The organism is Gordonia spumicola, from assembly GCF_009932475.1.
In the GTDB taxonomy this organism is placed as follows: Bacteria; Actinomycetota; Actinomycetes; order Mycobacteriales; family Mycobacteriaceae; genus Gordonia; species Gordonia spumicola.
In genome coordinates, this window is the sequence record NZ_BJOV01000005.1 from 393,153 (window position 1) to 408,531 (window position 15,379).

Sequence of the window (15,379 nt, forward strand, 5' to 3'; positions counted from 1 at the left end):
GCCGTGTGATTAAGATTAGCCAAACCTAATTAGCGAGGAGGGTGCATGGGTACCGGACTGCAGGGAGCAGTGCTGCGCGCGCTCGGTGCGAAGAATCATTCCGCGACGGTGACGGCCGTCGAGTGGATCACCGATCACGTCGTCCGCATCGACTTCTCGTGCGACGCCATCATGTATCCCGCGGGCGAGAAGCCTGCGGCGTGGATACGTGCGTGGTTCCCGGACCCGGACAGTCCGTCGAAGTTCCATCAGCGCGGCTACACCTTCTTCGACGCCGACCCCGCCGCGGGCACCTTCGCGATCTGCTTCCTCGTCCACGAACCGGCCGGACCCGCGTCCACCTGGGCCGGGTCGGCCGCCGTCGGCGACGAACTGCTGATGACAAGGCTCGGCGGCGACGGCTACGACATGTCCGACGAGCCGCTGGGATACCTGCTCCTCGGCGACGTCGCGTCCTGGCCCGCGTTCGTCTCGATCGTGCAGAACGTCCCCGCGGGCGTGCCGGTCCGAGCGGTCATCGAATACGGACACGACGACGACCGCGGACTGCCGTTGCCTGCACACGACGCCCTGACCGTCGACTGGGTGCCGATGCGCGACGACCGTCGAGCCCTCGTCGACGCGATCGGCGACGCCGACTATCGCGGATGGGCGGCATGGGTGACGGCCGAGACCACGGCGACCAGACTCGCCAAGGCCGCCCTCGTGCGCGACCACGGGCACAACAAGGCGACCATGCACGCGCAGGCGTACTGGGTCGCGGGCCGGGCGATGGGCAAACAGGCGGAGGTCGAACTCGAGACGTCGGCGCCCGAGGCCGCACCGGCGGCGTCGGTGCCCCCGCCCGACGAGAAGGTGCCGTCCGTCCTGCGGCCCGCGCTCCCGGCCATGATCATCGCCGGGCTGTTCGCACTGCTCCTCGCGGTGCTCGAGGTGGTGCCGCTGGTCCTGTTCGCCGAACTCGCGCGCCGCCTCGTCATCGGAGCGGAGCGCGCCGACCTCGTCGAACTCGGGTGGACGGCGCTGATCGTGCTCGTCGTGGGCGGTGCGGGCAGCGCAACGCTGATCGCGGTGATGCACTTCTACGACCAGCTCTACGCGGCGTCGCTGCGACGCAGGGTCCTCGACAAGCTCTCGCGACTGCCGCTCGGCTGGTTCGCGGGTCGACGCCACTCCGATGTCCGCAAGACAGTCCAGGACGACGTCTCCGCCCTGCACTACCTGATCACGCACGCCGTGCCCGACATCGTGGCGGCACTCGTCACGCCACTGGTGATCCTCGGCTACCTGTTCTCCGTCGAGTGGCGCATCGCGCTGATCCTGCTGGTCCCGGTGGTCGTCTACATCGTCTTCATGGGGCGCCTCGCCACGGCCGACAAACCCCGCCTCACCCGGCGCATGCAGTGGTACGCGACGCTGCCCGGCGACGCCGAGCGGTTCATCGGCGGCCAGCAGACCTCGCGGGTGTTCGGCGACGCCTCGACGGTCGATCTGCCGGGTGAACTCCGACGTCTCACCGACTTCATCAAGGACTGGCAGCACGCGACGATCGGCACCAAGGCGGTGATGCTCCAGCTGAATCGCCCGATGACGTCGATGGTGCTCATCGCGGTCGTCGGCACGGCGTTCGTCACCGCGGGATGGACGGAGGCCACCGCGCTGCTGCCGTTCCTGATCCTCGGAACGTCGTTCGGAGACCGCCTGCTCGGCGCCTCGTTCGCCGCGAACGGACTGCGCGAGGGCCTCGGGGCCAAATCGGGCCTCGACCTGCTGCTCACCACCTCGGAGCTGCCTCTCGCCGACGACGCCGTGGCGCTCGGTGACGGGCCCGCGGACGTCGAGCTCCGCGGTGTCGCATTCGGCTACACCTCGGGTCGGCCCGTCGTATCCGACTTCGACCTGCGGCTGCGTCCGGGGACCACGACGGCGCTGATCGGCCCCTCCGGATCGGGCAAGTCGACGGTGGCCGCGCTGGTCGCGCGACTGTGGGACCCGGATGCGGGGACCGTGCTGATCGACGGCGTCGACTACCGGGACGTCCCCGAGGTTCAGCTGCGCGGACGGGTGGCGACCGTGCTCCAGGACGTGCAACTCGTCCGCGGCACCGTCGCCGAGAACATCGCGCTCGGACTGCCCGACGTCGATCACGAGGCGATCGAAGACGCTGCACGAGCCGCGTTCGTCCACGACGTGATTGTCGCGCTGCCCGACGGATACGACACCGCCATCGACCGCGAGAGCCTGTCCGGAGGACAGCGTCAACGCATCGCCATCGCCCGCGCACTGCTCGGCGACCCAGCTCTCGTCGTTCTCGACGAGGCGACGGCAGCGGCCGATCCCGACTCGGAATGGGAAGTGCGACAAGGACTCTCGAGGCTCCTCGCGGGTCGTACAGTCCTGGTCGTCGCCCATCGGCTCCACACGGTCGCCGATGCCGACCACATCGTGGTGCTCGACGGCGGCGTGATCGTCGAGCAGGGGACGCCCGCCGAACTCCTCGACGCGGGCGGCCGGTACGCGGCCATGACAGCTCAGGCACAGGAGGCCCTCCGATGATCTTCGCCGACCTCGCCGCGGTGACCGGCGACGCGCACCGCGTCGACCGCACCGCGTTCTACGGCCTCACCGCGGCCTCGACCGTGCTGCAGGCCGCCGCGACCGTCATGCTCGTCCCGCTGTTCTCCGCACTCTTCGGCGACGCCCCGTCCGACGCCTGGCCGTGGGTCGGCGCGATGGTCGTGTGCCTCGTCGTCGCCTGGCTGGCCGACATGTCGGCGACCCGTGCCGGACTGCGCGTCGGATTCGGCGTCATCGACGCCGCCGAGCGTTCCGGCGTCGCCGCCATCCGGCGGCTGGACACCGCGGACCTGCACGGCGATCGCGCGTCCACCCTGCGCGATCTGGTGACGACCTCGGGGCCCGACGCGGTGTCGGCGGTGGTCCTGATGTTCTCGCCGCTCATTCACGCCGCGCTGCTCGTGCCCGTGCTGTCCATCGGGCTGCTCTTCGTGTCCTGGCAGTTGGCCGTCGCCGGATTCGTCGCGGGCGCGGCCTTGTTCGGGGCGTTCTTCGCCAGCCGTCGGGCCGTGTCCCTCGCGGAGGACGACTTCGCGGCCGCGGGGCGCGACCTGGACGACAGGATGCTCGAGTTCGCCTGGGCGCAGCCGACCCTGCGCGCATCGGGCGTGGGTCCCCGCCTGGTCGCCGATGTGGTGGCGCGTTCCCGCAGTCGCGGACTCCGCCTCCTCGCCTGGCAGATCCCCGGCGACATCCTGTTCAGCATCGTGGGTCAGCTGGTGCTCATCGCGCTCGGAGCCACCGCGGGCGCGTTGTATCTGTCCGGTGACCTCGAGGGTTCTGCGGCCGCGGCACTGATCGTCGTCGCGCTCCGCATGGTCGAGAGCACCGGGTCGTTGTCGCTGCTCGCGACGCCCTTCGCCGCCACCGAACGCACCCTGGCCGACCTGCGCGAGTTGGTCGCGGCGGACGACGGCGCCCGTCCCGCCCGCGGCCGCGAGCCCGGACCCGCGGCCGTGAGCCTGGCGTCCGTCGGCTACGTGTATCCCGACGGCACCCAGGCGCTTCGGGACGTCGATCTGGACATCGCGGCGGGCGAGATCACCGTCATCGTCGGACGGTCGGGGTCGGGCAAGTCGACCCTGCTCGACGTCGTGGCCGGGTTGCGCGAACCGTCGACCGGCGCGGTCGACGTCGCGGGCGAACCGACCGACGCGGCCGATCGACTGGCCGGATCGTCGGTGGTCTTTCAGACGACCCTGCTCCGACCGGGCAGCGTGCGCGACAACGTCGTCACCGACGGCCACGACGTCGACCTCGCCGACGTCGCCGACCTCGCTCGTCTCGACACCGTCCTCGCCGGGCTTCCCGACGGGTGGGAGTCGCGAATCGGCGAGGGCGGCAACGCGTTGTCGGGCGGCGAACGTCAGCGGGTCGGACTCGCACGGGCGTTGGCGAAGCCCGCGGGTGTGCTTCTCGTGGACGAGGCGACCTCGGCTCTCGACGTGATCACCGAACGAGCCGTCGTCGACTCGCTGCGGCGGATCCGCGGGTCGCGCACGATCGTCGTCGTCACGCATCGTCCGGCGTTGATAGCGATCGCCGATTCGGTCCTGGTCCTCGACGACGGGCGGGTCGCCGAGTCCGGCCCCGTCGACGACCTTCTGAATCGCGGGGGAGTGTTCGCCGATCTGTGGGAGCGGTGGCGGGCGTCCGAGGGGTGGCAGGTGTGACGGCGTCCCGGGACTTTGACATAACCGAAAAGTAAGTTAGCCTCACCTAAATCATTTGAGCGGGTATCCGCGCACTGAAGGAGTATCCGTGTCGATCGACGACCAGAACCACGAGTTGTACGACGGTGACGCGTACCCGGACTCGCCCGCGCCGGAGAAGACGAGTGGCGGGTCGCGCGTCAGCCTCCCGACCGTCATGGTGTCCGCGGGCATCGCGGCGGTCGTGTCCGCGCTCATCGTCACCATCGGCGTGGTCGGCCTCGCGACGTCCGACCGCTTCACCAACGCCGGGTCCGCGCCGCAGACCCCGACCGTGGTGAACCTCGGAGCCGCACAGACGCCGGGCGTCACCAACAACAACGGCTCCGCCGTCGTCGGAGCCCCGCAGACCACGCCCGGGGTCGTCGCGCCCGTCGGCGAGCAGGTCCCCGAGAGCAACGGCGGTGATACAAACGGCGGCGGTACGACGACGCTGACCACGCAGGCCCCGGGCCAGCAGCAACAGCAGCCGGGGCAGCCGCAGCCGCAGGTGCAGGCGACCGCGCTGACGCCGGGTCAGCTCACCACCAAGATCAAACTCATCATGAACACCCGTGCATCGCGCGCCGCGCGCGCCGACGAACTCGAGGGCGGTACCCAGGCGCTCGTCACCGTCGACCAGGTCGCGCAGCTGTTGAGTCTCAACAGTGCGGGCTTCAGCTACAAGATGATCGGGCCGGTCCAGGTGAATGGCTCCACAATGTCTGCGACACTGCAGATGTCGCTGGTCGGCAGCGGATCGCGCACCAAGACGCTGTCGTGGGTGTGGTCGGGCACCAAGTGGAAACTGACCAACGGCAGCGTGTGCGACATCGCCTCGTACGCTCAGCTCAAATGCTCGGTCGCATGATGCGCACGCGAGCCGCCCTCGTAGCCATACTCGCCGTTGTGGCCGCACTGGTCGTCGGGGCCTGCTCGGCACCGGACGAGTCGACATCGGCCCCCGTCCAGATCAACCTTCCCGACGGCAGGCAGGTGACCGTTCCCGGCACCCCCGAGCGGATCGTCACCCTCGGCGGTCAGTGGACCGACGTCGCGCTGTCGTTCGGGGTCACGCCCGTCGGCTACTTCGACTCCGCCGAGGTGCAGTCGGGCAGTCGGTCGCCGTGGTTCGGCGACAAGCTCGCCGACTCGACGCTGGTGAACCCGAGCGGAGACATCGTCGGTCAGGTCGCGAAGCTCAACCCGGATCTGATCCTCGCTCCCGGATTCGCGTCGATGGAGGACGGCTACGACAAGCTGACGAAGCTGGCGCCGACGATCGACAAGATCAGCGGCGCGGAGGTCGATCCGTGGAACGACATGGTCACCCTGATGGGCACCATCCTGCACCAGCCGGAGAAGGCGACGGAGATCATCGACGGGGTGAACTCGAAGATCAGCGCACTGGCTACCGAGTTCCCGAAGCTCAAGGGCAATGTCGAGATGCAGCGGAGATTAGCAGCGCTACCCCCGGAAGTCTGACAGAACATGCGTGCCTCGATGAGTCGTGTCAATTTTGATTCTCCATGTGGTCGGCCATCCAAGTCACTTTCGGCGAACATTTGGCGTAGATCGATCTCTTGCGGCGCCCATGCAGCGGCAACCCCTCTGCTCTGACGACCGAGCATCGCCTCACACAAGTCAGCATGTCGCACATATGCCAAGTACCATAACGCCAATCGGAGAAAGACTCATAGACAACTGCACAAGCCGGTGCTTTGTCCACGCTATCTTGCTCATCTCCACGAGCTGTTTCGACAGTACCGGAAGAAGAGTCGGGCCCTCGAGCCGATCCTGAACGGCTTCGGGCGTCAGGTGCCGCAGGTGTCCGAAATAGACAAAGTTGTCCGGCGCCTCAACCTCGAGGTTGGAGGCCCGTAGCCGGGGACGCACAACCCAGGCCGCACATAGGACGCTAGCTACTAAGAGGAGGATGCCAACGACGTACCAGACTACGGCCCAGCCCCCAAGGTCATGGAGCACCCGCCCCTCGCCCGACAGCGTGATAACTCCCACGAGGAGCGCGGTCTCAATTGTCAGTGCAAATGGCGCCTTCGTATCGGAGATATTGTCAAGACCTGTGGATGAGGTTGTTTCAGGCGGCCTCCTCTTGCGATGTTGATGGGGTGTCGGATTCGACGAGTTTGCCTTTCTCGAAGGTCTTGCCGGCTCGGACGAGGGCGACGACGTGGGGTGCGTTGAAGCGCCCTGGGTTCCGTTCCGAGTCTCAGCAAGGAGAATCGGAGTATGCCCAAGAAGTTCAGTCCAGAGCTGCGTGAGCGTGCCGTGCGCATGGTCTACGACCGCCAAGCCCGCGAGGGCGGCCCTCGCGCAGCATCGATCCGTGCCGTCGCGCCGCAGCTCGGTGTCGGCACAGAGACGCTGCGGATCTGGTGCAATCGCTACGGCGCCACCGAGCCGGTCGGACCGGGAGAGCCGCTCGAGGAGGAGAATCGCCGTCTCCGGCGGGAGCTCGCCGAGGCGCGACGTGCGAACGAGATCCTGAAGGCCGCCTCAGCGTTTTTCGCAGCGGAACTCGACCGCCCCACGACGAAATGATCGCGTTCGTCGACATGCATCGCGAGAAGTTCGGGGTCGAGGCCATCTGCCGCATCCTCAGTGCGACAGAATGTGGGTTCATCACCTCCCGCGGATACCGCGCTGCCAAGAACAGGCCGGCCTCCGCTCGCAGCGTTCGGGACGAGATGCTGGCGGAGGAGGTGCAGCGGATTCATCAGGCGAACTACAGCGTCTATGGGGTCCGGAAGATGTGGCACGCAATGCGCCACGCAGGATGGAACGTCGGTCGCGACCAGGTCGCGAGGCTGATGAAGATCGCCGGCCTGCAGGGCGTTCGCCGAGGTCGAAAGCCCGTCACCACCTGCTCCGCAGACGGAGATGACCAGCGCCCGGACCTCGTTGAACGGCGGTTCGTCGCGGATCGACCGCAGCAGCTTTGGGTCGCCGACATCACCTACGTCCGGATGCTCTCCGGGTTCTGCTACGTCGCATTCGTTACCGATGTCTTCAGTCGCAGAATTGTCGGCTGGGCGGTCGCGCCCACGCTCCACACGGAGTCTCTGCCATTGCTCGCACTGGAGCATGCACTGCAGTCCACCGGGGTGAGCAGGAACGAAAGCGGATTGATCCACCATTCCGACAGGGGTAGTCAATACGTTTCGCTCGCCTATTCGGACGCTCTGCTCGCCGCGGGAGTTACGGCTTCAGTAGGTACCGTCGGCGATAGCTACGATAACGCGCTGGCCGAGACAGTGAACGGCCTATACAAGGCGGAGTTGATCTACTCCAAGCGGATCTGGGAGTCAGTCAGCGAGGTTGAGCTCGCCACGATGGGCTGGGTCGACTGGTGGAACACCTCCCGGCTCCACGAAGCTCTCGGCTACCGCACCCCGGCGAACGTCGGAGCGACCTACACTCACACCACGACGACCGCGCCCGCGACCGTGTAACCACGGAACGAAACCCAGGGCGCTTCAGGTCGTGGTGGGGGTGGGCCGGGGTGTGCGTCCGGGGGCGAGGATGGCCAGCGCGAGTGCTCCGGCCGCGGTGATGGCCGCCAGCGCGAGCGCGGCCTGGGTGCTGCCGTGTACGAACGCGGTCTTGGCGAATTCGGCCAGTGGCTGGGCGGCGGGTCCGGCGCGGTCGGCGACCTGCAGGGCGGCGGCGAGGGAGTCGGCGACCGGGCCGCGAGCGGGTTCGGGCAGCTGGGGCAGGGCGGGTTGGATGTGGTGGGTGTATCCGGCGGCGAGCACGCTGCCGGATACGGCGATTCCGATGGCCGCGCCGATCTCGCGGGCGGCGTCGTTGACGGCGGCGGCGACACCGTGTTTGGCCACGGGGGTGTCGGCGACGATGGCGTAGGTGGCCGGGGCGGTGCACAATCCCAGCCCGGCGCTCAGGATCAGCAACGGCCACAACAGGTCTGGGTAGTCGGCGGCCAGGGTCAACCGGCTCACCAGGAAGAGTCCGGTCGCGATGGCGAGCAGCCCGGTGACGGTCATCGCCCGCAGCCCGACCCGGCTCGACAGCCACGGCGCGATCACCGAGATCGCCACCAGCGGCACCGCCATCGGCACCAGGCCCAGCGCCGAACCGAGCGGCCCGTACCCGAGGATCAATTGCAGGTATTGCACCAGCAGCAGGAACACCCCGAAGGTGACCAGGAACTGGATGGTCACCGACAGTGACCCGGCCCCGAACCCCCGCCGGGCGAACAACCGCACATCCAGCAGCGGCGCGGCGACCCGCAACTCCATGATCACGAACACCACCGCCGCGGCGACACCGAGCGCGAGGGTGGGGGTCACGAGCGGGTCGAGCCAGCCGCGCGCGGGGATCTCGACGCAGGCGAACACGATCGCCGCGATCGCGATCGCCACCGCCACCGCGCCCACCCAGTCCACCGGCGGGTGTTCCCGCTCGCGGGATTCGGCGATGGTGCACGCCAGCGCGGCCAGCACCACCCCGGCCACGGTCAGTCCCACGAACACCGATTCCCACGACCACCGCGCCAGCAGCAGTCCCGAGCCGAGGATCCCGAGCACCGCACCGGACCCGGCGACCCCAGCCCACACCCCGACCGCGCGCCCGCGATGCGCTTCGGGCAGCCCCGCGGTCAGGATCGACAGGGTCGAGGGCATCACCAGTGCCGCGCCCGCGCCCGCCGCCGCGCGGGCCGCGATCAGCCACACCGGCCCCGACATGAGCAGCGGCAGCGCCGAGGCCACGGAGAACACCGCCAGGCCCGCGATCAGCACGACGCGGCGCCCGTAGCGGTCACCCACCGCGCCGGCGGGCAGGACCAGGCACGCCAGGATCAGGGTGTAGCCGTCGACGATCCAGGTCAGCTGCGATTGGGTCGCCCCGGTCGCGACCGCGATCAGCGGCAACGCCGAATACAGTGCAGCCATCGCCGCGACGACCAGCGCCACCGCCAGGCACGACACCGTCAGCATCCACCATTCGGCCCGCGCCAGCACACTGTGACCGTCAGTCGTTTCCGGTGCGTTCACCGGCACCTCCCACCCGACGAAACCATCGGTATCGCTTCGCTACCATGAGTATCACAGGCGAGAGTGGTTGCGATAGAGTCGAAATCGGACACATTCACCGCCGCCCGTTTCCTTGGAGGTCTTCCCGACCATGACCACCCGCGACCAGGCCGACACCCGCACCGGACCCGCCGCGCCCCACTCCGCCACCGGCGAGCAGGACGCGGATCTCGATCAGGCCGATCCGCGGTTGGCGCGCTCGCGGGCACGGTTGCTCGACGCGGCCACCCATCTGCTGGCCACCGGCGGTATCGACGCGGTCACCATCGACGCGGTCACCCGCACCTCGAAAGTCGCGCGCACCACCCTCTACCGGCACTTCGGCAGCAGCACCCACCTGCTCGCGGCCACCTTCGAACGCCTACTCCCACGCGTGGACACCCCACCCGACGACGGGCCCGTGCGCGAGCAGTTGATCGCGTTGCTCACCGCCCAAGCCGACCTGATCGAGAACGCTCCCCTCCAGCTGACCACCCTGTCCTGGCTGGCCATGGGATCCATTACCCCCGACCCCGGCGCACCCCCTGACTCGGGCGCGGTCACCTCCCTGCGCGCCCAGGTCATCCGCCGCTACCGCGAACCGTTCGACCACATCCTCACCAGCCCTGAGGCCCGCGCCCACCTCGGCGACCTCGACACCACCTTCGTCATCATCCAGCTGCTGGGCCCGATCGTCTTCGCTCGCCTCACCGGGCTGCACAGCATCGACCACCACGACTGCGCACGCCTGGTCGACGATTTCCTCACCGCCCACCACAACCACAACACCCGCAAGTAAAACCGACAAAAGCCCGCACGTACGGAGGTCGGGTCAACGGCTCTGGCTCAATTCGGGTGTGAGGGATACCAGAGCCGTTGATCGAACACTCCTGGACGAGGCCGCTGCTGCGTCGTCGTGTCCCGTGTCAAGTAGTTGGCAGGTTTTCGGTCTCGGGGAAAGTTGGGGATCCGAGGGCCGACCAGGCCAGGGTGGATCTGGATCGGCCGGTTCCAAGCGATGGCTTCGTGCGGCCGGACGGTGTTGTGCTCGACCCGGTAGGCGTCAGCGTGCTTCACCACGGCCAAGACGTCATCGATCTCCTCGAGGAACAGTCGCTCGTACTTCAGCGACCCGAAACCGCGTTCGCGCGAGCCGTTCTGGCCCGGCGACCTGACTCGGGTACCGACGTGGCGCAGTTCGGGGTGTGCGGTGACGAACGCCTCGAAGCGGAACGACCGGAACGGGCCGCCGTTGTAGGTCACGATCGTCGCCGCGGGCTCGAGACCACGGCCGGGCTCGCGTGGGCACGTTTCGGCCAGCGGGTGGTCGTACGACTGCTCGTAGTCGGCCAAAGCGCGCTCGATCGCGGTGATCGCGTTCGTGCTGGTTCGCCGTCGGCGACACATGCCAGGGATGCTCGTATTTGCTCCAGTAGTCCCGGCAATCCGCGATACGCCACGTCCCGCCAGCGGTGGTCTCGAACTCACTGAAGTCCAAACGCTACACCTGATTCGGGCCGGTGGGCTCGGCGGCGAACGCAGCCTTGCGGCTGGCGGCAGCAGACCCTCGTCTCGCAGGCACCGCAGCACGGTCGCCTGCGACACCGGGTGCCCGTCGCAACGGCACATCGCCCACACCTTGCGATGGTCGAACCGGACCGCCGCCAGCACTGCAGGTGGGAATTTTCGCAGGTACCAGCAGGAAGTATCCAGGGCCGCCAAGTGGCCGCGATCGCGCGGCAGTCGAGGTTTGGCCTGCGAGGTTCTCGGCTGACTCAGCGTGGGGTATGTCGCACCACCCGGTCTGCGTTCGCGGCGTGACTGAAGAGAGGCGTGACCACTAAGGCCGGGCAAGGTACTCGAAGTCGGACTGTCCGCCGCGGATCCTAACCCCACGATGTGAGCAGGGACCCGTGCTCGATGATCTAGAGAGGATTCCTAGATTTCGACGACGGCAAGCTCTCCTTCGGCATGCAGGGAGCGCAGGCGCTTCTTGTCGAACTTGCCGACCGAGGTCTTGGGCACCTCGGAGACGAAGCACCAACGCTCGGGCAGCCACCATTTGGCGACCTTGCCAACGAGGAAGTCACGCAGATGGGCAGGTGTGGGCTCGCGCCCGTCACGTACGACGATCACCGCGAGGGGACGTTCCTGCCACTTCTCGTCCGGCACCCCGATCACAGATGCCTCGAGCACATCGGGGTGTCCGGCGAGCAGCAGTTCGAGCTCGACCGAGGAGATCCACTCCCCGCCAGACTTGATCACGTCCTTTGTGCGGTCGGTCAGCGTGACGAAACTGCGTTCATCGATCCGACCGACGTCGCCGGTGCGCAACCAACCGTCCTGAAACTTCTCCCCGTCATCCTCTTCGCCGATGTACGAGCCGGTGATCCAAGGTCCGCGCACCTGCAGCTCGCCGACGGCTTCGCCGTCGTGCGGGAGCTCATTGCCCGCGTCGCCGACGATCCTCAATTCCACACCTGGAACCGGACGGCCTTGAGTGGCTCGCAGGCGCCACCGCTCCTGCGTGTCGAGCGATGCCGGCGGACGCGCGACGGTGGCCAGCGGCGAGGTCTCGGTCATTCCCCACGCCTGGACAACCTGTACGCCGTACTTCTCCTCGAAGATCTCCATCAGGTGAACGGGCACGGCGGAGCCACCGCAGGCAACCAGGCCGAGAGAGGAGATGTCGTAGCTGGGGTTGGCCTCCACGAAGTTCAGCACGTCGTTCCAGATCGTCGGGACCGCGCCTGCGACGGTTGGCTTCTGGGCATCGATGAGCCGTACCAGCGGCTCGGCCTGCAGGAACCGGTCAGGCATGAGAAGGTCGGCACCTGCCATGAGGGCGGCATAGACCAGTCCCCAGGTGAATCGTCCCGGGTTTGATGGAGACAGGTTTGACCGGAAGGGACACTTGTTTCATGCCTCGCCCATCGAAGTACTCACCCGAGTTGCGGGACCGTGCCACACGCATGGCCATCGATGCTCGGAAGGATCCCGAGACCGCGCCCGGAGCTCTGGCCCGGATCGCTAAGCAACTCGACATCAACCCCGAAACCCTGCGGAACTGGGTCCGTCGCGTCGAAGACGGCCAAGCCGAATCGCCTGGGATTGAAACGATTTCCGATATTGAGCGGATCCGCTTGTTGGAGAACGAAGTTCGAGAGCTGCGTCGGGCGAACGAGATCTTGAAGACGGCGTCGGCTTTCTTCGCGGCCGAGCTCGACCGGCCACACCGCTGATCGTCGCCTTCATCGATCAGCACCGACATCGATGGCCCGTCGAGGCGATCTGCACCGCTCTGACCGAGGCTGGCTGCGCGATCGCGCCATCGACTTATTACGCCGCCCGCACCCGGCCACCGTCGGCCAGAGCAGTGCGAGACGAGTACCTCAAGACCCAGATCATGCGGGTCTATGAGGCCACCGGCGGAATCTACGGACAACGCAAGATCCGCGCCGCACTGCGCATGGAGGGGATCACCGTAGCCAAGTGCACTATCGAACGACTATGCGCTGACCTGGGGATCCGGGGCGTCGTGCGGGGCAAGTTCCCACGGACCACCCGCCCGGCACCGGAAACGGCGCGTCCGGCCGATCTGGTCGACCGCACATTTCACGCTGACGCGCCGAATCAGCTGTGGGTTGCCGACATCACGTACGTGCGGACCGAGGTCGGATGGGTGTACGTAGCGTTCGTGTTGGACGTGTTCTCCCGGATGATCGTCGGGTGGCAGACCTCGACCCGCATGTTCGCTGACCTCGCGATCGACGCCCTGGCGATGGGATTGTGGCTGCGCCGGCGGTCCGGTCAAGACCTAACCGCGCTGATCCATCACTCCGACCGCGGGGTGCAATACCGAGCCATCCGCTACACCCAGGCCCTCGATGAAGCCGGCGCCATCGCCTCAGTCGGCTCGCGCGGGGACTCCTACGACAACGCGATGGCCGAAGCCCTGAACTCGTTGTACAAGCACGAGCTGATCTACAAGAAAGGACCGTGGACAAGCACCAACGCCGTCGAGATCGCCACCGCCGAATGGGTCCACTGGTACAACACCACCCGCCTGCACTCGGCCTTGGACTACCAACCACCCGCCGCGGCCGAAGCCGACTACTGGACCCAGAATCGGGCCCGCGAACTCACCTCACAGAACAACTGATCGGTCTCCAACAAACTCGGGTCTTGACAAGGCGTTGGCATGGAACATCGGCACAATAGCGAGGATCCGGTCATCGCAGCCGACTCGCAGTCCGTCGGCGGCGCAGGCCGCCATCGAATGCAGGTAGGTCGACCGGTGGCTGTAGGCGACGCCTTTGGGGGTCCCGGTGGTACCGGAGGTGTAACACATGGCGGCTGCTGACTGCTCATCGAGGTCAGGCCAGTCGAACGTCTCGGGCTGAGCGGAGATGAACTCCTCGTAACCCACGACTGTGAGCCCGTCACGGTGCAGCGGGGTGAGGTCCACCCCCCCGGTCACGACGACGGTGTGCACACTGGTGATGTGCGGCAGCACGGGGGCCAGCAGCGGGACCAGGCTTCCGTCGAGAATCACGACCCGGTCCTCGGCGTGGTTGCCTATGTAGACGAGTTGATCTGAGGCGAGGCGTAGATTGAGAGTGTGCAGTACCGCGCCCATCGAGGGCACCGCACAGTAGGCTTCCACATGTTCCTGGTTGTTCCACATAAAGGTTGCGACGCGCTCATCGCCTGTGATCCCGCAACCGCGCAACGCGTTGGCCAACTGGGCGGACCGCCGTCCGATCTCGGCGAACGAGGCGACCTTCACGCTCCCGTCGGGCTGCAAGGTCCGCACGGTTGCCGAGCCATGCACACTCGAGCCGTGGCGCAGAATCGCCGCAGTTGTCAACGGGACGTTCATCATCGTGCTCTGCATAGCATTCCTTGTTGAGAGAGTTGCCTTCGAACACAGCGATCCGGAGACCGAGCGTCCGGGGAAAAGTGGGGCTGTCAGCGATCTGCAGCCATAAGCGAGCTTGAAGCAGACTCCAGGGACTCGACCAGGTCCAACTCCAGCTCTGGCAGCCGGCTAGCCGCCAAAGACATCCCGGCCGCGCGCGCTCGCACATCAACGTCGCGCCGGATACCGGCACGTGCAGTCTCGGTCCATGCCTGCGCACAACGGCTGGCGGAGACGGCGAGTTGAGCGGTGGCGAAGTCGCCGGTCAGGCGTGCGACATCCGCGCAGCCATCGGCGAGCAATCGGCGGAACAGCCCGCCGCCGGTACCTGCCTTCTCGATAAAAGCGCTCAGGCTGAACAGGAGGATCTCGAGGTCGTCTATCGGAAGATCGGCCCAGGTCCGAACGTCGGCCGCCAGCTGTACGACCGCAGCTAGGCCCTCGGCCCCGGCCGCCGCTGTCGTGAGATCGACGATCCCGGGCTGCGACGGGCGGCGCATACTGGCCGCGGACTGGCGAAATGCCTCTGCCGCTACTTCCGCCACGTCTGGCAGCGCGTCCGGCCAGATGATGCGGTAGGTGCAGTGGCGCGTCGGTTCCGGGAAAGACTTCGAGGACCGCGCCCGAGCCAGCGCATCGAGCGGGACCTCCTGCACCTCGGCGCGGTCATTGTCCACGACAAAAGCGATCCCCTCGGCCTCGTCGTGACCGATCACGACGATATCGTGGCGACTCATCCGCAACTGGACCCGCAGGTACGGCAACTCACCGATGTCGCCCCACACCAGACTGGGTCTGCCTGCTTCGATCTCGTCGAGAACCCATGACCATCCCTCGCGAGGATCGTCGGTCGTGAGAACGTGGACCTGTCCGCCGAGTCGGCGGGGTAGATCGACTTCGAAGTCGGCACCTCGTCCCACCAGGTACAGCGGTGGGACGAGGTCGCTCGACCGGAGGTAGGATAGCCCCACCGCGCCACCGAGCGCGAACACCAGACCTTCGTCGGGCGGTCCATCCCACCCCAGACCATGCCAGTGCAGAAGATCGCGCATCGCGCCAGAGCCGCAATGCCCCGCCATCCGATGCGGGTAGTCCTTGATCAGGGTTCTGCGGGGCATAGGAGTTCCTCTTCGGTG

At 67.0% G+C, this 15,379-nt stretch carries 10 protein-coding genes, 3 pseudogenes and 1 other annotated feature; of the genes and pseudogenes, 7 read left to right on the plus strand and 6 right to left on the minus strand.

Annotated features, from left to right (window positions below):
- The first annotated feature begins 45 nt into the window (after positions 1-45).
- The 4 genes from GYB83_RS13065 to GYB83_RS13080 all read left to right on the plus strand — a co-directional run bounded on the left by GYB83_RS13065 (position 46) and on the right by GYB83_RS13080 (position 5,753).
- A complete protein-coding gene (locus tag GYB83_RS13065) occupies positions 46-2,556 on the plus strand; it encodes an ABC transporter ATP-binding protein/permease (protein ID WP_161895927.1) in 2,511 nt (836 codons plus the stop codon).
- Entirely contained in the window at positions 2,553-4,250 is a 1,698-nt protein-coding gene (locus GYB83_RS13070) for an ABC transporter ATP-binding protein (protein ID WP_161895928.1), read from the plus strand. Before GYB83_RS13065 ends, GYB83_RS13070 begins: the two co-directional genes overlap by 4 nt.
- 88 nt (positions 4,251-4,338) lie before the next feature.
- The gene (locus tag GYB83_RS13075) at positions 4,339-5,139 is read left to right on the plus strand and encodes an MTB12 C-terminal domain-containing protein (RefSeq protein WP_161895929.1); all 801 of its coding nucleotides are present in this window, start codon (positions 4,339-4,341) and stop codon (positions 5,137-5,139) included.
- Complete coding sequence (locus GYB83_RS13080) at positions 5,136-5,753, plus strand: ABC transporter substrate-binding protein (RefSeq protein WP_161895930.1); 618 nt, start codon at positions 5,136-5,138, stop codon at positions 5,751-5,753. Before GYB83_RS13075 ends, GYB83_RS13080 begins: the two co-directional genes overlap by 4 nt.
- Before the next feature lie 159 nt (positions 5,754-5,912).
- Here the strand turns inward: GYB83_RS13080 and GYB83_RS23615 are convergent, their stop codons facing one another.
- On the minus strand, positions 5,913-6,338 hold the full coding sequence (locus GYB83_RS23615) for a Pycsar system effector family protein (protein ID WP_503826511.1): 426 nt from the start codon (positions 6,336-6,338) through the stop codon (positions 5,913-5,915).
- Positions 6,339-6,518: 180 nt separating this feature from the next.
- Here GYB83_RS23615 and GYB83_RS13090 point away from each other — a divergent pair.
- Positions 6,519-7,741 (plus strand): IS3 family transposase gene (locus tag GYB83_RS13090; RefSeq protein ID WP_228461457.1). Its coding sequence is split into 2 segments (ribosomal slippage): positions 6,519-6,798 and positions 6,798-7,741, totalling 1,224 coding nucleotides; the frame shifts between segments, so codons are not numbered across the junction.
- Positions 6,788-6,921, plus strand: a sequence feature (AL1L pseudoknot). (Overlaps the previous gene by 134 nt.)
- A 24-nt stretch (positions 7,742-7,765) precedes the next feature.
- Here the strand turns inward: GYB83_RS13090 and GYB83_RS13095 are convergent.
- A complete protein-coding gene (locus GYB83_RS13095) occupies positions 7,766-9,247 on the minus strand; it encodes an MFS transporter (RefSeq protein WP_050792883.1) in 1,482 nt (493 codons plus the stop codon).
- Positions 9,248-9,434: 187 nt separating this feature from the next.
- Here GYB83_RS13095 and GYB83_RS13100 point away from each other — a divergent pair, with 187 nt between their 5' ends.
- Complete coding sequence (locus tag GYB83_RS13100; RefSeq protein WP_008382024.1) at positions 9,435-10,121, plus strand: TetR/AcrR family transcriptional regulator; 687 nt, start codon at positions 9,435-9,437, stop codon at positions 10,119-10,121.
- A gap of 47 nt (positions 10,122-10,168) precedes the next feature.
- On the opposite strand, the gene GYB83_RS13105 is transcribed toward GYB83_RS13100, so the two are convergent.
- Both GYB83_RS13105 and GYB83_RS13110 read right to left on the minus strand, forming a co-directional pair.
- A complete protein-coding gene (locus GYB83_RS13105; protein ID WP_003937322.1) occupies positions 10,169-10,729 on the minus strand; it encodes an integrase core domain-containing protein in 561 nt (186 codons plus the stop codon).
- Positions 10,730-11,260: 531 nt separating this feature from the next.
- Positions 11,261-12,187, minus strand: a pseudogene (locus tag GYB83_RS13110) (AMP-binding protein); the annotation flags it as partial.
- A gap of 56 nt (positions 12,188-12,243) precedes the next feature.
- Between GYB83_RS13110 and GYB83_RS13115 the strand changes: the two are divergent.
- A pseudogene (locus GYB83_RS13115) lies at positions 12,244-13,484 on the plus strand (IS3 family transposase).
- A gap of 30 nt (positions 13,485-13,514) precedes the next feature.
- On the opposite strand, the pseudogene GYB83_RS13120 reads toward GYB83_RS13115, so the two are convergent.
- Both GYB83_RS13120 and GYB83_RS13125 read right to left on the minus strand, forming a co-directional pair.
- Positions 13,515-14,219 (minus strand): annotated as a pseudogene (locus GYB83_RS13120) (AMP-binding protein); the annotation flags it as partial.
- 74 nt (positions 14,220-14,293) lie between these two features.
- A complete protein-coding gene (locus GYB83_RS13125) occupies positions 14,294-15,361 on the minus strand; it encodes a BtrH N-terminal domain-containing protein (RefSeq protein ID WP_003937320.1) in 1,068 nt (355 codons plus the stop codon).
- Between the last annotated feature and the right edge of the window lie 18 nt (positions 15,362-15,379).